18 protein-coding genes are annotated in these 17589 nt (G+C 69.8%); 13 read left to right on the forward strand and 5 right to left on the reverse strand.

Annotated features, from left to right (window positions below; all coding sequences use genetic code 11):
• Nucleotides 1-51 precede the first annotated feature (51 nt).
• From dapB to VZQ01_RS28795, 4 genes are read left to right on the forward strand one after another with little or no spacing between them, the layout of a single operon-like run.
• On the forward strand, nt 52-867 hold the full coding sequence (gene dapB / locus VZQ01_RS28780) for a 4-hydroxy-tetrahydrodipicolinate reductase (protein ID WP_223748488.1): 816 nt from the start codon (nt 52-54) through the stop codon (nt 865-867).
• Nucleotides 864-1637 carry a fumarylacetoacetate hydrolase family protein gene (locus VZQ01_RS28785; RefSeq protein WP_223748489.1) on the forward strand — a complete coding sequence of 258 codons (774 nt, stop codon included), beginning with the start codon at nt 864-866 and terminating at the stop codon, nt 1635-1637. The genes dapB and VZQ01_RS28785 overlap by 4 nt, the downstream gene beginning before the upstream one ends.
• Nucleotides 1634-2158: a 2-amino-4-hydroxy-6-hydroxymethyldihydropteridine diphosphokinase gene (gene folK / locus VZQ01_RS28790; RefSeq protein ID WP_046715810.1), complete on the forward strand. Its 525-nt coding sequence runs from the start codon at nt 1634-1636 to the stop codon at nt 2156-2158. Before VZQ01_RS28785 ends, folK begins: the two co-directional genes overlap by 4 nt.
• Complete coding sequence (locus VZQ01_RS28795) at nt 2155-3510, forward strand: tetratricopeptide repeat protein (protein WP_426745246.1); 1356 nt, start codon at nt 2155-2157, stop codon at nt 3508-3510. Before folK ends, VZQ01_RS28795 begins: the two co-directional genes overlap by 4 nt.
• Nucleotides 3511-3907: 397 nt before the next feature.
• On the opposite strand, the gene VZQ01_RS28800 is transcribed toward VZQ01_RS28795, so the two are convergent.
• Nucleotides 3908-4966 (reverse strand): KpsF/GutQ family sugar-phosphate isomerase, encoded by a 1059-nt coding sequence (locus VZQ01_RS28800; protein ID WP_223748491.1) that lies wholly within the window; start codon nt 4964-4966, stop codon nt 3908-3910.
• 150 nt (nt 4967-5116) lie between these two features.
• On the opposite strand from VZQ01_RS28800, the gene fsa reads away from it, so the two are divergent.
• The 4 genes from fsa (at nt 5117) to VZQ01_RS28820 (ending at nt 9010) form a co-directional block, all read left to right on the forward strand.
• The gene (gene fsa / locus VZQ01_RS28805) at nt 5117-5770 is read left to right on the forward strand and encodes a fructose-6-phosphate aldolase (protein ID WP_141327363.1); all 654 of its coding nucleotides are present in this window, start codon (nt 5117-5119) and stop codon (nt 5768-5770) included.
• Between the two features lie 162 nt (nt 5771-5932).
• Nucleotides 5933-7069 (forward strand): acyl-CoA dehydrogenase family protein, encoded by a 1137-nt coding sequence (locus tag VZQ01_RS28810; RefSeq protein ID WP_223748492.1) that lies wholly within the window; start codon nt 5933-5935, stop codon nt 7067-7069.
• Nucleotides 7070-7218: 149 nt separating this feature from the next.
• Complete coding sequence (locus VZQ01_RS28815) at nt 7219-8016, forward strand: electron transfer flavoprotein subunit beta/FixA family protein (protein ID WP_046715805.1); 798 nt, start codon at nt 7219-7221, stop codon at nt 8014-8016.
• 28 nt (nt 8017-8044) lie between these two features.
• A complete protein-coding gene (locus tag VZQ01_RS28820; RefSeq protein ID WP_223781668.1) occupies nt 8045-9010 on the forward strand; it encodes an electron transfer flavoprotein subunit alpha/FixB family protein in 966 nt (321 codons plus the stop codon).
• A 244-nt stretch (nt 9011-9254) separates the two neighbouring features.
• Here VZQ01_RS28820 and VZQ01_RS28825 read toward each other — a convergent pair whose 3' ends face one another.
• On the reverse strand, nt 9255-9821 hold the full coding sequence (locus VZQ01_RS28825; RefSeq protein WP_426745247.1) for a cytochrome c oxidase assembly factor Coa1 family protein: 567 nt from the start codon (nt 9819-9821) through the stop codon (nt 9255-9257).
• Nucleotides 9822-9998: 177 nt separating this feature from the next.
• Between VZQ01_RS28825 and VZQ01_RS28830 the strand changes: the two genes are divergently transcribed.
• From VZQ01_RS28830 to VZQ01_RS28845, 4 genes are all read left to right on the forward strand, one after another.
• Nucleotides 9999-10982 (forward strand): GNAT family N-acetyltransferase, encoded by a 984-nt coding sequence (locus VZQ01_RS28830; RefSeq protein WP_426745248.1) that lies wholly within the window; start codon nt 9999-10001, stop codon nt 10980-10982.
• Nucleotides 10983-11033: 51 nt separating this feature from the next.
• A complete protein-coding gene (locus VZQ01_RS28835; protein ID WP_426745249.1) occupies nt 11034-11981 on the forward strand; it encodes a DMT family transporter in 948 nt (315 codons plus the stop codon).
• An 80-nt stretch (nt 11982-12061) separates the two neighbouring features.
• Nucleotides 12062-13039, forward strand: a complete 978-nt coding sequence (locus VZQ01_RS28840) for an MBL fold metallo-hydrolase (protein WP_141327351.1) — start codon at nt 12062-12064, stop codon at nt 13037-13039.
• 30 nt (nt 13040-13069) lie between these two features.
• Entirely contained in the window at nt 13070-13648 is a 579-nt protein-coding gene (locus VZQ01_RS28845) for an MOSC domain-containing protein (protein ID WP_046715801.1), read from the forward strand.
• A gap of 3 nt (nt 13649-13651) precedes the next feature.
• Here the strand turns inward: VZQ01_RS28845 and VZQ01_RS28850 are convergent, their stop codons facing one another.
• The 3 genes from VZQ01_RS28850 to VZQ01_RS28860 form a co-directional block, all read right to left on the reverse strand.
• On the reverse strand, nt 13652-14260 hold the full coding sequence (locus VZQ01_RS28850) for a hypothetical protein (RefSeq protein ID WP_223748497.1): 609 nt from the start codon (nt 14258-14260) through the stop codon (nt 13652-13654).
• Nucleotides 14261-14447: 187 nt separating this feature from the next.
• Nucleotides 14448-15344, reverse strand: coding sequence for an alpha/beta fold hydrolase (locus VZQ01_RS28855; RefSeq protein WP_223748498.1), 897 nt, complete (start codon nt 15342-15344; stop codon nt 14448-14450).
• Nucleotides 15345-15463: 119 nt separating this feature from the next.
• The gene (locus VZQ01_RS28860) at nt 15464-16099 is read right to left on the reverse strand and encodes a hypothetical protein (protein ID WP_223748499.1); all 636 of its coding nucleotides are present in this window, start codon (nt 16097-16099) and stop codon (nt 15464-15466) included.
• A 131-nt stretch (nt 16100-16230) separates the two neighbouring features.
• Here VZQ01_RS28860 and VZQ01_RS28865 point away from each other — a divergent pair, with 131 nt between their 5' ends.
• The gene (locus VZQ01_RS28865) at nt 16231-17577 is read left to right on the forward strand and encodes an AHH domain-containing protein (RefSeq protein ID WP_223748500.1); all 1347 of its coding nucleotides are present in this window, start codon (nt 16231-16233) and stop codon (nt 17575-17577) included.
• Nucleotides 17578-17589: the final 12 nt, after the last annotated feature.

Consider the following 17589-nt stretch of genomic DNA (forward strand, 5'->3'; position numbering starts at 1 on the left):
GCCGCTCTGCCGAGCGCCACACGCCACGACACGCCAGGAGCGCGGCCCACCATGATTCGCACCGTCATCACCGGCATCACCGGACGCATGGGCAGCACGCTCCTGCGCCTGTCGCGCGACGCGGAGGACCTCCAGGTCGTCGGCGCCACGGAGCGGCCCGGCAGCGCCTCGGTGGGCCTGGACGCGGGGCTTGCGGCGCGCATCGGCGCGCTCGAGGTGCAGGTGTCCGACGACCTGGGCCGCGCGCTGGATGCGGCCAAGGCGGACGTGGTCATCGACTTCACCAGCGCGGAGGTCAGCGTGGCCCACGCGAAGGCGTGCGCCGAGCGCGGCGTGGCCTTCGTGTGCGGCTCCACCGGCTTCTCTCCGGAGGCGTCGCAGGCGCTGGCCGAGAGCGCGAAGCAGGTGCCCATCGTCGCCGCGCCGAACATGTCGGTGGGCGTCAACCTGGTCATCCGCGTGGCCGCGGAGCTGGCGCGTGTCCTGGGCCCGGGCTTCGACGTGGAGGTGCTGGAGGCGCACCACCGGATGAAGAAGGACGCGCCCAGCGGCACGGCGCTGCGGCTGGCGGAGGTGCTCGCCTCCGCGCTGGGCCGCACGCAGGACGACCTGACGTTCGCGCGCCACGGGCAGACGGGCGCGCGCCCCGCGAAGGAGATTGGCGTGCAGACGCTGCGCGGGGGGGATGTGGTGGGCGAGCACACCGTGTACTTCTTCGGCGAGGGCGAGCGCATCGAGCTGACGCACCGGGCGACCAGCCGCGACCAGTTCGGGCTGGGGGCGCTGCGCGCGGCGCGCTGGGTGGTGGGCCGCCCGCCGGGGCTGTATGACATGGCCGACGTGCTCGGCTTCCAGAGGACTTCATGACGACCGCCCGCTACTGCCGCTTCCTCTACGAGGGCCGCGCGCACCACGGCCGCGTCGAGGGCACCGAGGTGGTGGTGCTCTCCTCGGCGCCCTGGCTGACCGGCGTCAAGGACACGGGCATCCGCCGCTCGCTGTCCGCGGTGACGCTGCTGGTGCCCGCGGACGCGTCGAAGGTCGTCTGCATCGGCCAGAACTACCGCAAGCACGCGGAGGAGATGGGCAAGCCCGTGCCCGTCGAGCCGCTCATCTTCACCAAGCCCTCCACCGCGCTCAACGGCCCCCGCTCCCCCATCCGCATCCCCAAGGCGAGCCAGGAGGTGCACTTCGAGGCGGAGCTGGCGCTCGTCATCGGCGAGAAGCTCAAGAACGCCGACGAGATGACCGCCGCGCGCGCCATCTGGGGCCTGACGTGCTTCAACGACGTCACCGCGCGAGACATCCAGAAGCGCGAGACGCAGCACACGCGCGCCAAGGGCTACGACACCTTCGCGTGCGCGGGGCCGTGGGCGGTGACGGGCCTGTCGCCCGCCGACCTCCAGATTTCCTGCCGGGTGAACGGGCAGGTGCGCCAGGACAGCCGCACCTCCGACATGGTGTTCAGCCCCGCTCGCCTGGTGTCGTTCATCTCCCACATCATGACTCTGCTCCCAGGGGACATGATTTCCACCGGCACGCCCTCGGGAGTGGGGAAGCTTGCGGCCGGTGACTCGGTTGAAGTGGAAATCGAGGGAATCGGGACGCTGCTCAATCCAGTTGAGCTGGAGCCGTGAGCACCATCGTCTACGTCGGGTTGGGCTCGAACGAGGGGGACCGCGAGTCCCACCTGGTCGCCGCCCTCACCGCGCTGTCCCGCATCGATGCGGTGGCGGTGCTTCGTTGTTCCTCTCTTTTCGACAGCGCCCCCGTCGGGCCGCCGCAGCCGCGCTATCTCAACGCGGTGGTGGCCCTGGACTGCGCGCTGTCCCCGCAGCGCCTGTTGGTCATCCTCCAGCAGATTGAGAAGGACCTGGGTCGACGCCGCGAGCAGCACTGGGGCCCGCGCACCATCGACCTGGACATCCTCTTCTGGGAGGGCCAGGTGGTGGCGGATCCGCACCTCCAGGTGCCGCACCTTGAATTGCACAAGCGTCGCTTCGCGCTGGAGCCGTTGGCGGAGCTGGCGCCGGACCTGCTGCACCCCGTGTTGGGGACGACGGTGAAGGAGCTCCTCGGGAAACTCGCCCCGCAGGATGTCCGCAGGAGTGAAGCCACCTGGTGGCCCGAAGCGAGCCTGCCGAGCAACGAGACATGAACCTCTCCCTGGCCCTGGCCACCGCGGCGCTGCTCGCCGCCGAGCCCTCTTCGCTGCCCCCTGGTCACCCGCCCGTCCCCCCGGGGACGCAGGCGTCCCCCACCGCGCCGTCCATGGGTGGAGGGGGCGCGCTGCCGCAAGGGCATCCTCCGCTCGAAGGGCAGACGCCGACGTCTCCGGACGCGCTGCCCTCGGGGCACCCGCCGCTGTCGGGCACGGGCAAGGCGCCTCCGTCCGCGGACGAGCTGCTGCGTCAGCTCGACTCCACGGAGGGGCTGAAGGGGCGCGAGAAGACGTTCGAGATCGCCGCGTCGCTGGGCCGGCTGTACTACGTGAACGGCCGCAACGTGGACGCGGACACGTACCTGCAGCAGGCCGAGGAGCGCGCGAAGCCGGTGCGCGACCTGTTCCTGGCGCAGAAGAAGAAGCTGGGCAAGACGCCGGTGCCGACGGCGGAGGCCGCGAAGTGTGGCTTCACGCCGGGCCAGCCGCTGGAGGCGATGGGGCAGGTGGCGAGCGAGCGCGCGAAGAAGGGTGACGCGGCGGGCGCGGCGGCCTGTGCTCGCGCGGCGCTGGAGCCCGTGCTGGAGACGGGGGTCATGCGCGCCAACGCGCTGTACCTGGGCGGAGATTCGGCGGCGGCGCTGGCGGCGTACGGCGCGGTGCTGGAGGTGGAGCCCCGGCACGAGGAGGCGCTCTACGGGCGCGCCTCGGTGTTGTTCGAGACGAAGGGCGAGGACCTGGCGGCGCTGAAGCAGGCGCACGAGGGCTTCGAGGCGGTGCAGGCCCTCAACCCCAACTCCGCGCGCGCGGCCACGGCGAAGCGGATGTCGGCGCTGGTGGACGAGACGGTGAAGGCGGGTGGGCGCGCGAAGCTGCTCGCGGCGCGCGCCGAGGACCGCCGCATCCGGTTGTCGCAGGCGCTGGCCGCCGCTCCCGCGCAGGACGCGCCGCGTCCGCTGACGCCGGAGATGGTGGACGCGGTGAAGAACACCGAGCGCACGCCGGAGCTGGAGCAGGGCCTGACGAAGCTGGTGGAGGAGGGTGAGGAGCACCTGGCGAAGGGGCGCTTCCAGGAGGCGCTCGGCAACTACACGCGTGTGGTGCCCTTCCAGCCGGAGAACGGCCGCGCGAAGGCGGGCATGGCGTGGGCGCTGGTGGGCCTGGGGCGGCCCATGGCCGCGCGCGTGTGGGGCGTGGCGGTGCAGTCGGACCCGGCGTCGGTGGAGAAGCTGGGCGACATGCTGCTCGAGAAGGGTGACGCCAAGGGCGCCAAGGCCCTGTGGGAGAAGCTGTCCTCGGACGCGCCCGACTACAACAAGGCCGGCCTCCAGGCGAAGCTGTCGCGGTAGGCGTCGGCTGGGCCCGCGCCGCCGAGAGGCGGTGCGATGGCTCGTGGCATCGCGGGGAATCCCGCCCGTCGCGAGATGCCAGGATGTGCACCGTGTGGTCCGCACTGCGTCGGCGGTGCGTTGACGCTGGTGGTGGAGGCACGTCCGTCCGTCCAGGCGAGCGAGATCGATGCTGACGCGGGCGCTGCGTGGGGGCGCTGGCCCTGGCGAACGCAGGGGCGTCCGTACCGTTCAGGGATGCCGGTGCTTGCGCGGGCGCGGCACCACCGAGTTGATGCGATGGCGCCGTGCTTTGAGTCCGCACGCGGCGAGGTGCTCCTTGAGGCGCGCGTGGGTGGCACGAACCCACGGACCCCTCCGGTGGGCACGTCGGCGAGCGCCCGCGCGTCGCGGCCCGTCAGACGAACTTCGCGGCGAGCAGGTCCTGCACGTCGAGCAGGCCCACGGCGCGGCCCTCGACGTCCACCACGGGCAGCTGGTCCACCTTCAGCTCGCGCATCTGCGCGGTGGCCGAGAGCGCCAGCGTCTCCGGCGTCACGCAGCGCGGCTGCTTGCCCATCACGTCGCGCACCTGAATCTTGAAGTCGGTGAGCCCCTGCTCCACGCGGCGGCGCAGGTCGCCGTCCGTGAAGATGCCCACCAGCCGCCCCGTGCGGTCCACCACGCAGGCCGCGCCCGGCCGGCCCGGTGTCTTCGTCATCACCCCCACCACCTCCGACAGCGTGGCGGTGTCGCGCACCAGCGGGTTGGCGGGCCCCGTGCGCATCAGCTCGAACACGCGCTGCACCGAGCGGCCCAGCTTCCCACCCGGGTGGAGCAGCGCGTAGTCATCCGTCCCGAACGGCCGCGAGCGCAGCACCGCCATCGTGAGCGCGTCGCCCAGCGCGTGCAGCGCCGCCGTGGACGCCGTGGGGACCAGCCCCATCGGACACGCCTCCTCGATGTGGCCAATCTCCAGCACCACGTCCGAGCCACGCGCCAGCGCGCTCTGCGTGTCCGCCGTCAACGCGATGACCGGCGTGGCCATGCGCTTGAACGACGGGAGCAGCCGCACCAGCTCCTCCGTGGAGCCGCTGTTCGACAACGCCAGGATGACATCCCCGCGCGCCACCCGGCCCAGGTCCCCGTGCACCGCCTCCGCGGGGTGCAGGAACACCGAGCGGACACCCGTGGACGCGAGCGTGGCGGAGAGCTTCTGGCCGATGTGGCCCGCCTTCCCCATGCCCGTCACGATGACCTGTCCCTGACACTCGCGCACCAGCCGCACCGCGCGCACGAAGGGCGCGCCCAGCCGCGCCGTCACGCCGAGGATGGCGCGCGACTCCGCCTCCAGCACGTCGCGCGCGCACGCGAGCAGGGCCTCGTCGTCCAGCTCGGACGTGGGGGCCGGGGTGGAGCGGCCGGGGAGGGCGCGCAGACGGGGCTTCTTGGCGGCGGAGCGTGGGGAGCGGGCCATGGCGACGGCTTCGCCTTCTACCTCCCACTCCCGCCTGGGGCCACCCTTGACGCGTGGGGGGGCATCGGTTACGCGCCTGCTCGCCCGGCTCCCTCGGAGCCGACCCCATCCCTCGCCCTCATTCGCGGGCCCATCCAGGAGAGTGACCAGATGAAGTTCTTCATCGACAGCGCGGACGTGGAGGAGATTCGCAAGGCCCACGCGATGGGCTGCGTGGACGGCGTGACGACGAACCCCTCGCTCCTGGCCAAGGTCGGCCGCGGCCTCGAGGAGACCATCCGCGAAATCTGCTCCATCGTCGACGGCCCCATCAGCGCCGAGGCCGTCTCCCTGGACGCCGAGGGGCTCATCGCCGAGGGCCGCACCCTGGCGAAGATCCACGACAACGTCGTGGTGAAGATTCCCATGGGCGTCGAGGGCGTGAAGGCCGTCAAGGCGCTCACCGCCGAGGGCATCCGCACCAACGTCACCCTCATCTTCTCCGCCAACCAGGCCCTGCTGTGCGCCAAGGCCGGCGCCACCTACGTGTCGCCCTTCGTCGGCCGGCTGGACGACATCTCCCAGGACGGCATGGAGCTCATCTCCAACATCCTGGAGATCTATCAGAACTATGACTTCGACACGCAGGTGCTCGTCGCCAGCGTGCGCAACCCCGTCCACGTGCTCCAGTCCGCTCGCATGGGCGCCCACGTCGCCACGCTGCCGTACAACGTCATCACCCAGCTGGCCAACCACCCGCTGACCGACGCGGGCATCAAGAAGTTCCTCGCGGATTGGGAAAAGGTCCCCAAGGCCGCGAAGTAATCACGTGCCTCGTCCCCGGGTGCCAGAGGACAGGCCCCCGGGGCGTCGGCCGACCCCCCGCGCACCACTCACTTCCCAGGCGGGTTGGGCTGGAGATTTCTCGTGACGGCATGTATTCGTTGACTCCCGAGTCAACACGTCGACCCCATCACGAGGAATCTCATGGAATTCGAGCTCTCCGAGGACCAGCGCGCGCTGCAGCAGACGGCGCGGAAGTACGCCCGCGAGGTCGTCCGCCCCAAGGCGGCGCACTACGATGAGACGGCGACGTTCCCTCGGGACCTGCTGGCCACCGCGTTCGAGCTGGGCCTGCTGAACATGGCCATCCCGTCCGAGTACGGCGGGGTGGGCCTGTCGCACCTGGACCAGACCATCGTCGCGGAGGAGCTCAGCTGGGGCTGCGCGGGGGTGGCCACGTCCATCATCGCCAACGACCTGGCCAACCTGCCCATCATCCTCGCGGCCACCGAGGAGCAGAAGAAGCGCCTGCTCGGCCACTTCGCCGAGAAGCTGAAGTTCTCCTCGTTCTGCCTCACCGAGCCCGAGGCCGGCAGTGACGTGGCCAACATGCAGACCACGGCGCGCCGCGAGGGTGACGAGTACGTCATCAACGGCGCGAAGTGCTTCATCACCAACGGCGGTCACGCCGAGCAGTACACGGTGTTCGCCACCGTGGACAAGGCGAAGAAGCACAAGGGCATCACCTGCTTCGTCGTCGAGGGCCGCCCCAAGGGGCTGTCCGTCAGCAAGCACGAGAACAAGATGGGCCAGCGCGCCAGCGACACCGTGTCGCTCACGTTCGAGGACGTGCGCGTGCCGGTGGCAAACCGCATCGGGGAGGAGGGCCAGGGCTTCGCCATCGCCATGGCCACGCTGGACAACAGCCGCCCGCTGACCGCCATGTTCTCCGTGGGCATCGCCCGCGCCGCGCTCGAGCACTCCATGGAGTACGCCTCGCAGCGCAAGACGTTCGGCAAGCCCATCATCGAGCACCAGGCCATCCAGTTCATGATTGCCGACATGGCCATGAACACCCACGCGGCCCGCATGCTCACCTACGAGAGCGCGTGGCTGTTGGACCAGGGCAAGCGCAACACCCTCCAGTCCAGCTACGCCAAGTCCTTCGCCGCCGACATGGCCATGAAGGTCGCCACCGACGCGGTCCAGGTCTACGGCGGCTACGGGTACATCAAGGAGTACCCCGTGGAGAAGCTGATGCGCGACGCGAAGCTCATCCAGGTGTACGAGGGGACCAGCCAGGTCCAGCGCCTCGTCATCGCTCGAGAACTGTTCAAGTAGAAAAGCAGAACTGGGCCCGGCGGCCGTTTCCCGTTGCCGCCGTGGTGCCCGGATGCCTATTAACCCAGGCCGTTCGCGCGTCGCGTCAATCCAAGCGCGCCGGACTGTTTTCCAGCCTTCTAAAACGCCTCCCGCAAGGAGAAGCCGCCGTGAAGATCCTCGTCACCGCCAAGCGCGTGGAAGACCCCGAGTCGAAAATCAAGGTGAAGCCCGATGGCTCGGGCATCGTCCAGGAGGGGCTCAAGTACAAGATCAACCCCTTCGATGAGATTGGCGTGGAGGAAGGCCTCCGGCTCGTCGCCAAGCACCAGGGTGAAGTGGTGGTGGTGTCCATCGGCGGCAAGGAGGTGCAGGAGCAGCTGCGCCACGCGCTGGCCATGGGCGCGCACCGCGCCGTGTGGGTGAACCACACCGGCCCGTTGGACCAGCTGGGCATCGCCGGCCTGCTCCAGAAGGTGACCGAGAAGGAGAAGCCGGACCTGGTCATCCTGGGCAAGCAGTCCATCGACGACGACCAGAACCAGGTGGGCCAGTACCTGGCCGAGTTCCTGGGCTGGGGCCAGGCCACGTTCGCCTCCAAGGTGGAGTCGCTGGAGAGCGCCGAGGAGAAGAACAAGGAGCCGGCCGTCAAGCTCACCGCGGACAAGAAGGCCGTCCAGGTGGTGCGCGAGGTCGACAACGGGCTCGCGACGCTGGAGTGCCAGCTGCCCGCCGTCGTCACCACGGACCTGCGCCTGAACCAGCCGCGCTACGCGAGCCTGCCGGGCATCATGAAGGCCAAGAGCAAGCCCATCGAGGAGCTGACGCCGGCGGGGCTTGGCGTGGACGTGGCCCCGAAGATCCAGGTGCTGAAGCTGGCGTCTCCGCCCGCGCGCAAGGCCGGCATCAAGGTGCCGGACGTGGCCACGCTGGTGGACAAGCTGCGCAACGAGGCGAAGGTCGTCTAACCCTCTCGGAAGATACGGAGACACTCCAATGCCAATCGTTCTCATCGTCGCCGAGCAGCAGCCGGACGGGAACCTCCGCAAGGCCTCCCTGAACGCCATCACCGCGGGCAAGCAGCTCGCGGACAAGGCCGGGGCGGAGTTGCACATCGCCATCCTCGGCAAGGACCCGGCCAAGGTGGCCGAGGAGCTCAAGGGCACCGGCGCCAAGGCCGTGCACGTGGGCGCCGCCGCGGAGCTGGAGCACTACCTGGCGGAGACGTACGCCCCCGCGCTCGCCGCGCTCGCCACCGAGCTCAAGGCGGACTTCGTGGGCATGGCGTCCACCGCGCAGGGCAAGGACCTGATGCCCCGCCTCGCCGCGCGTCTGAAGGCCGCCATGGCCACGGACATCACGGGCCTGGGTGGCTCGGGCGCGGACATCACCTTCCACCGCCCGATGTGGGCCGGCAACGTGTTCGCCGAGGTGAAGCTCACCACGCCGGTCAAGGTGTTCACCGTGCGCGCCACGGAGTTCACCGCGGCCGCCGGTGGCCAGGGCGCCGCCGAGGTGAAGACCTTCGCGCCGAAGATTGAAGCCTCCAAGACGAAGTTCGTCGAGTTCAAGGAAGTGAAGAGCGCTCGCCCGGAGCTGACCGAGGCGCGCGTCGTCGTCTCCGGTGGCCGTGGCACCAAGGGCGACTTCAAGGAGATCGAGGCGCTGGCCGATGACCTGGGCGCCGCGGTGGGCGCGTCCCGCGCGGTGTGCGACGCGGGTTGGGTTCCCAACGACCTGCAGGTCGGTCAGACGGGCAAGGTCGTGGCGCCGGCGCTGTACATCGCCGCGGGCATCAGCGGCGCCATCCAGCACCTGGCGGGCATGAAGAGCTCGAAGACCATCGTCGCCATCAACAAGGACGCCGAGGCCCCCATCTTCCAGGTGGCGGACTACGGCATCGTCGCGGACCTGTTCAAGGTCCTCCCCGAGCTGCGCTCGGAGCTGCAGAAGCTGAAGTAGCGCTTCGGGCCCGTTCGGGCTGACGAGGGGCGGGAGTGGGGACCTCAGGGCTCCCACGCTCGCCCCTTCGTCGTTTCCGGGGGCACACCGGACGGCGGGCGAGCACGCCCCCGTGGGCTTGCAGGGGCGCAGGGCGGGCGAGGCCCATGGTCGCGAGGCACTCGCCCCACGCCCCGTGGGCTTCCACGGGTATGGCGCGGGCGGGGCGCATGGCCGCGCAGCGCCCGCGCGCCTTGTCGTGTCGCTACAGCTCGATGTCGCTGTCGCGGCCACCGCGGGCCGGGACGTTCTCGTCGGCGCCGGGGGGCTCCGGGGGAGGCGGCAGCGGCTCGTCGTCCTCGGGAGTCTCCTCGCTGGGGAACGCGTCGGGGGCATCGGGCGCGTCGTCACGCAGGTCGATGCGGCTGCCGTCCTCCAGCTCCACGGCGAGCGTGTCGTAGCGCCACTCGCCCTCGCCCTGCTTCGTCGCGTCGATGAAGAGCGTGCCGTCGGCCTGCGGGCCATCCAGGGGGATGGTGAACTTCGCGTGTGTCTGGCCGTTGATGGACTGGACCGCCGACTGCTTCGGCAGGCCCGTCTGGATGGGAGTGCCGAGCGCGCGTCGCACCTGCGCGTCGGACTGGGCGATGGCCACCGCGTCCGTGTACGCGCCCATGTTGCTCAGCGACTTCATGCCGAGCCCCACCATCGCGAAGCCCAGGCAGCCGCACGAGGCCAGCAGGCCCAGGCAGCCCACGGGCACCACCCACTTCCAGTTCCGACTCCACCAACCCCGCTGCGGCACCAGCGAGCCCTCGGGCGTCGCGTCCATGACCTCACTCCTCCTTGCGCCGCCCTCCGGCCGGTGGGTGGCGTCCTCCTCTTAGCGGGACCCAGGGGCGGTTGATAGGGCCGGGTCCGGGTCGGTTGGTGTGGGAGAGCGAAGGGGCTACATTCCGGCGGACGAGGGGAAGGCACGAGCAGGGCCGGACTTCCCCGGAGGTGGCGTGTGCCGCCGCGGAAGACGCCTTCCACCGAGGTGCTGCTGGACGTGCTGAGGGCGCTGCCACCCGGGCAGAAGCTCTGGGTGCGCGGTGTGGGCGGGGGCCTGTTCCCGCTGCTGCGCGCCGGTGACTCCGTGCGGGTGCTGCGCTGCGGGCCGGACGCGACGGCGCGCGGTGACGTGGTGCTGGTGCGCCAGGGGCGGATGCTGACGGCCCAGGTGGTGGTGGCCACCCAGCCGTGGAGCACGGCGCCGCTGCTGGGCGCCGAGGAGCGGTCGGACGGGGAGCTGCTGGGGCGCGCCGTCGCGCTGCGGCGTGGACGGTGGCTGCTCCCGCTGCCCCGGCCCTTGGGTCCGGCGCTGTGGGTGACGCAGTGGACGCTGGCGACCGCGTGGGCACAGCCCCGGACCCGGCTAGTCTATCGGGGCGTGCGGGACTTCTTCTTCTCCAACTGGTCCAGGCCCCTGCGGCGCCACCTGGTGGGGCCGCTGGAGATACGCCTGCTACGGGCCGAGGATTTGGACGCGCTCGTCACCTTCGCGAGCGAGCGCCTGGTCGTCTCCGCCAGCTTCCTGCGCCGGCAGCTCCAAGAGCGCTGGGGCCTGGAGCCGACCCAGCGGCGGGGCGCGGCGGCGGGCGCGCTGGACTCGAAGGGGCGGCTGCACGGCTTCGCGTGGGTGGACTCGTATCGCCAGGAGGGGTTGCCCCTGGACGGCGTCTGGGTGCGCTCGCTGGTGGTGGCGCCGCAGGCCCGGCGGATGGGTGTGGCGACGCAACTGCTGGAGTGCCTGCTGGAGGAGTCCCACCGACAGGGCGAGCCGAGCGTGCAGGCGGACGTGGACGAGGACAACGCCGCGTCGCTGAAGACCTTCGAGGGCCTGGGCTTCCGCCTCGCCACGGAGGCGCTGACCCGGCGCACGAACGAGGCGTGGGACGCGGCGGGTCGCTCCAAGCGCCTGGTCGTCCTGGAGCGGGCCTCCGCGCCCTGACGCGACGGGGGTTGCGCGGCACGCCGGGGTAGGCGAAACGTCGTGCCCTCCGTGAGCGCCTCGACTCCCGACAGCCTGGGCCGTGAGCCATCCTTCCTGGCGAGACTCCGGGGTCTCCAGGCGGACGGCGCGCTCGTCTTCATCACCCTCATCTGGGGTGTCACCTTCGTGGTGGTGAAGGACGCGCTGAGCTACGCGGACCCGTTCACCTTCCTGTCGCTGCGCTTCGGGGTGGGCGCGGTGGCGCTGAGCGCGCTCGCGGGCCGGCAGGTGTTGAACCCGAGGAACCTGCGCCACGGCGCGCTGCTGGCGACGTTCCTGTTCCTGGGCTTCGCGCTCCAGACGTGGGGGCTGACGTTCACCACGCCGTCGCGCTCGGCGTTCATCACCGGGATGTGCGTGCTGTTCGTCCCGCTGCTGACGCTGCTGGTGTTCCGGCGGGCGCCGAAGCCCGCGGCGCTGGTGGGCGTGGCGCTGTCGGCGGCGGGGCTCTACCTGCTCACCAGGCCCGCGCCGGGGGAGGGTGGCGGGTGGTTGAACCTGGGGGAGATGTTGTCGCTCGGCTGCGCGGTGGCGTACGCGGCGCACATCACCTTCACGGAGCGGTACGCGTCGAAGGAGGGCGTGCTGGGGATGGTGGCGGTGCAGCTGTGGGGCGTGGCGCTGATGTCCGCGGCGTGCCTGCCCTTCGTCACGCGCAGGGTGGAGTGGCAGCCCTCGCTGGTGATGGCGGTGCTGGTGTGTGGGCTGTTGCCCAGCGCCTTCGCCATCAGCGTGCAGACGTGGGCGCAGGCGCGCACGTCCGCGGTGCGCGCGGCGGTCATCTACGCGCTGGAGCCGGTGTTCGCGTCCATCTACTCGGTGGTGCTGGGCTACGAGCGGCTGGGCGCGCCGGAGGCGATGGGCGGCGGGCTCATCCTCCTGGGTGTGCTGGTGGCGGAGCTGGGCTCACCGGCCTGGGCGTGGTGGAAGTCACGCACAGTCCAGGGGCCGGGCTGACGCCCTCCGAGCGGGCATGGGGCGGGCCGAAGAGAAGCGGCGCGCCGGGCCCGTGACGCGCTATATCCGCGAGCCTTCCCATGAGCGTGGAGCTGCGTCGAAACGGGATGCACCTGACGGGCACCCTCCTGTCCCTGGACGCGAAGCGCAAGTCGCCGTTGTGCTTCGTGAGCCATGGGCATTCGGACCACATCGCCCGGCATGAGCGCACCATCGCCACGGCGGCGACGCTGCGCTTCATGGAGCACCGGCTGGGGCCGGTGAGCGCGCCCCTGGCCGCGCCGTACCGTCGGCCGTTCGAGCTGGGGCCGTTGGTGTTGGAGCTGCTGCCAGCGGGGCACATCCTGGGCAGCGCGCAGCTGCGGGTCATCCGCTCGGATGGTCGGCGCGTGGTCTACACGGGGGACTTGAACGTGGTGCCATCGCTGACGGCCGAGGCGACCGAGGTGGCCGAGTGCGACACGCTGGTCATCGAGTCGACCTTCGGGCATCCGCGCTATCGCTTCCCGCCGCGTGACGAGGTGATGGGGCAGGTGGAGGCGTGGGTGCGTCGGCAGCTCGAGCGGGGTGCGGTGCCGGTGGTGCTCGGGTATCCGCTGGGCAAGAGCCAGGAGTCGATGAAGTTCCTCGCGGGCCGCGGGTTCTCGCTGGTGGCGCACCCGTCCATCTACGAGGTGGCCCGGCTCTACGGGGAGCTGGGGGTGCCGATCGAGAACCTGCGCTGCTACACGGGGACGGTGGAGCCGGGCGAGGTGCTGTTCTTCCCGCCGCACCAGGCGCGAGGTGGGGCGCTGGCGCACCTGTGGCCTCGGGGGACGGCGGTGTTGACGGGGTGGGCGATGGACCCGGGGGCGGCGCGGCGCTACGGCGCGGACGTGGCGTTCCCGGTGTCGGACCACGCGGACTTCCCGTCGTTGAAGGCGTACGTGAAGGCGACGGGGGCGAGCGAGGTGATTACGTGCTTCGGCTTCGCGGAGGAACTGGCGCAGGCGCTGCGGGACGACGGGGTGGATGCCCGGCCACTCGGGGGCAAGCCGCAGCAGCTCGCGTTGCTGTGAAGCGGTAGGGGAGCGGAGTAGAAGAGGGGCATGCCTCCGTCTCCGCAGCTCTTCGGCCGCGCGGTCCGAGTCCTGGTGTGCACCGAGAAGAAGACCTTCGTCACGCGCGAGCTGGCGGAAGTGCGCGTGACGTTCGAGGGCATCGACGGGGACAGGCACGCGGGACACACGCGGCCGGCGGACGTGCGTACGCCGTGGTACCCGAAGGGGACGCCCATCCGGAACACGCGGCAGCTGTCGCTGGTGTCGACGGAGGAGCTGGCGGTGGTGGCCCAGACGCTCGGCATCCCGAAGGTCCTGGCGTCATGGCTGGGAGCCAACCTGGAGCTGGTGGGCATCCCCCGGCTGACGTTCCTGCCACCGGGCTCGCGCATCTTCTTCCCGGAGGACGCGGTGCTGGCGGTGGAGGGGGAGAACGAGCCCTGCATCGGGCCGGGCAAGGTGATTGGCGAGCACCATCCAGACAAGGAGAAGCTCGCGAGCCGCTTCGTGAAGGCCGCGTGGGAGAAGCGGGGGCTCGTGGCCTGGGTGGACCGGCCCGGCGTCATCCGCGCGGGGGATGAAGTCCGCGTGATGCTGCCGAAGCCGGTGACGTACGTGTTGCCGTGAGGCTCAGCGCGCCTCGCGCGACAGGTGTCGGAGCAGGGCGTTCATGCCGGTCTCACGCGTGCGCGGCTGTGCGGGTGCGCCCAGGAGCGCGGAGGCAGGGAGGCGAGGGCCCGACAGCCGCGTGACGACGTCGATCTCCACCGGCCCCTCGCCACATTCTCCCGTGAGCAGTGAGCGGAGCGAGATGTCCAGGTCGCCCTCGCGGTTGATGTAGCCCCAGCCTCCATGGAAGGCCATGACGAGGGTGCAGCCCGGCGCGGGACTGGCCGTGCACGTCTTCGGGAAGACGAGGAAGGAGCGGGGGCTCGTCTGGAGGGAGGGCATCTCGCAACCCTCGAACGAGAGGATGGAGACCCCCAGTCCAGGGGCCGCGCCGCGAGGGGTGACGTTGACGACGTCGAAGGTCTCCACCGCCTCCGTCACGCCATCCTCGGTGAAGTACATCGTGCCGGTGGTGTCGAAGCTGCCGGTCACCGCGTCCCGGAGGTCCAGGGACTGGGTCTGCTGGCTGAGCTGCCCATCGGGCCGAGGGGTCTCGGGGCTCGCGGTGACGTCCTCCGCTCCGCAGGCACCGAGCAACATCGCGCCCACAATCCATCCTGCTCCACGCATGGTTGTTTCCTCTCGAGGCTGGTTCATCGCCGTGCTGCGTGTGGAGAGAACCTTGCGGCCTCGAGATTGCGCACGCCTTTGTCAGTGGAGTCGCGCGGCACGGGAGCGTGCGAGCAACGAACGCTCGTACTCGTGGCGCCCACGTGAGGTCGCTCGAGCAAGACGTGTTGTCGTGCGGGGACGCGAGTCAGGTGACCCAGGTGCTCGCCGCGTGGGACAGATGCACGCGCTGGAGGAAGCGTCGCAGGTGGAAGGCGATGTCGTTCAGGTGCGTCTCCAGCGCCCAGTGTCCCGCGTCGAGCATGTGCAGCTCCGCGTCCGGCACGTCGCGCAGGTACGCGCGTCCAGCGCCCTCGGGCATGTAGCCGTCGTGGGGCCCCCATAGAATCAGCGTGGGTGGACGGTGCTCACGCAGATACGCCTGATAGCGCGGCATCCACGCGAGCGTCGTGCGTTGGTCCTCCAGCAGGTGGACCAGGTTCATGCGCCGGTCGAAGCGCTGCACCAGCGCCCAGTGGAGCGTCCACAGGTCCGGGCTGATGCGGTCGACGAGGTGCTCGGGAATCTCGCCGATGAACTCGTCCTTGAATCCCTCCTCGCTCACCGCGGCCACCAGCTTCCTGCGGCCCTCCGGTGTGGGGTTCGCCCACTGCTCCTTCAGCATCCGGTACTTGGGGCCGAACTGGTCCTCGTAGATGTCGCCGTTCTGGATGATGAGCGCGGCCACGCGCTCCGGTGCACGCAGCGCGAGGCGGAAGCCGAACTGTGAGCCGTAGTCATGCAGGTACAGCGCGTAGCGCGTGAGTCCCAGTGTCTCCACGAAGCGCTCGAGGAAGCGCGCGTATCCATCGAACGTGTAGCTGAACCTGCGGGGTGACGGTGTCGCGCTGTAGCCGAAGCCCGGAGCGTCCGGCGCAATCAGCCGCCACGAGTCCGAGAGAGCGGGCAGCAGGTTGCGGAACTGGAAGGACGAGCACGGATAGCCATGGGGCAGCAGCACCAGGGGCGCGTCCTCGGGGCCCGCCTCACGGTAGAAAATCTCGAGGCCATCCACGTCCACCGTCTTGTGCTGGACCGCCGGCATGCTGGCTCCTCCCCGGATGTCGCGGACAAGCTGAGCATCACTCCGCCCTCTCGTGAGCACCTCGCGGAGAGCTTCCGCTTGGTCGCCTGGGGCCCCTGGGGACTGGCGTGGGAGGCTGCTCAGTCCAAGAACCAGTCGATGAATCGCGGTGTGCTGAAGAACGCGAACACCGTCGTGGCGAGGCACAGCGCCGTGCCCAGGATGAGCGCGCGAGAGATTCGATGTCGCTCCTGGAAGAGGCGATAGCCGATGCGAGGCACGGCGACCAGCGCGATGGGATAGAGCATCAGGGCTTCGCAGCCGGGGACATACCCGACCGAGCCGTAGGGATGCATCAGCCCCGCGGGGTCGAAGTCCCAGGTGCGCGCCTCACCCATGTAGGCGCGATAGATGCCCAGCGCGTAATACGGGAAGTTCCTCAACCCGATGACGCAGATGCACAGCAGCAGGCTCACTTGAAACAACGCGAGCCCGAGGTGCATGTGTCTCCTCTTCCATGCGAGGAGCGCGAAGGGCATCGAGAAGAGTGGAACCCAGGCCCCGAGCGCGATGAGCCGCCACCGCACGGGGAACATCGGGTCCTCCCTGTGCGGAGCGTTGTAGGGGCCGTCGACGTAGATGCGCTCGAAGGGCACCATCGACATCGCATACGGAACCGCCGCGAACAGGACGACGGCGAGCAGCAACTGCGCCATCAGCCCCCACCTGGACCAACCATCCAGGGGCACCGCCGCCACCCGAGCGTCGTCGACCATCCCCCGAGCGTGCGCGAGCACCGCGCGCACAGTCAATCCATACGGCTCAGTCCCTCAGGTACTCTTCACGGAAGCGGTGGTCCGGCGTTCCCACGACTGCCATGGGGCGGTCACTTCTCCGAGGACAGGCCATGAAGCTTCGCGGGGCAATGCTGTTGCTGCTGTTGGTGGCTGTCTCGGGTTGCTCGAAGACTCGAGTGGTGCGCCTGGACACCGGTCAGGATTCCGCCGTCGTCACGCCTCGTGAGGCGCCGGGTGCTGAAACGGCGGAGGCCGAGCTCGATGAGGACGAGTTCGAGCAGGCCATGGTGGAACTCGCCCAGGACGTACGTCCCGTCCACAACCCCATGAAGGAAGCGCGAGCCCTCTTTGGCGTTCCCTCCCGCGCCGGGGTGTACCGCTTCGAGCAGCGTCCATCGCGGCTCATCCCCCAGCAGCAGTCGGACGGGGATGGCTCTTTCCTTCTGGCGTCCTACGCAGACGAGGAACTGACGCGCGCCTATGGCCAGTGGTGCGAGCGGAAGGACCAGCCTGGGGATTGCCTGCGCTTGCTGGACGAGGGTCCCCTGTTGGCCAGCGATGGCAAGTACACGTTGGCTCTGGCCATCGCGATGGACTCCGTGTGGGACGAGACCGCCGAAGCGCTGGTGGACATGACGGACCCCGGTGCGGTCATGGCCAGCGTCACCTCCGCGGCGACGATGTACCTTCTGCTCTGGGCGTTACCCGAGCCCTTCTCGAAAGGAGCCGCCGCGACGCTGACAGCTCTCGCCATTGCCTACCTGGGAGTGGACACGGTGTGGCGCCTCCTGGATGGATGGTTGACCCTGGTGCGAGACGCGAACGAAGCGACCACCTTCGCGCAACTCCGTGCGGCGGGGGAGTTGTACGGCGAAGTCCTCGGGGAGAACGCGGCCCGCGTCTTCGTGATGCTGTCCACGGCGGCCATTGGAAACACGGCAGGGCTCGTCGCCAAGTCAGGAGGACTCCCTGGCTCGGCTCAGGCGGCGCTGGCCGTGGAATCCCAAGCCGGCTTCCAGTACGCCGCAGTGGGTGGCGTCCGGTCCGTCGCCTTGACGGCCGAGGGCTTCACCATCGCGCTCGCGCCCAACGCCCTCGCCATGGCCAGCCAGGAGATGGGCTCTGGCAGTCGGGGACACCGTCATCACCTCGCGACGAACAAGAATGAGAAATCCTTCGCGAGAGGTGGTCCCTGGACGCCACGTTTCCAGGAACTCTTCACGAAGGCTGGGATGACACTCAAAGACCCGGACAACATCGTCGAAGTCGTGGGCCACAAGGGGCCCCATCCCGAGGCGTACCACTCGTTCGTCTTCAAGCGCCTGTCGGATGCATTGAGAGGCTGCCGGAAGGTGGTCGATTGTCAGGGGGCCCTCACGCTGGAGCTTCGCGCGCTCGCCAATGAAGCGCAGACGCGGGGCACGAAGGTCCACAGGCTTTTGACTGAGCGACGGTGACGTGGCTAGGAC

The sequence above is a fragment of the Myxococcus faecalis genome (assembly GCF_050039385.1).
GTDB classification, from domain to species: Bacteria; Myxococcota; Myxococcia; order Myxococcales; family Myxococcaceae; genus Myxococcus; species Myxococcus fulvus.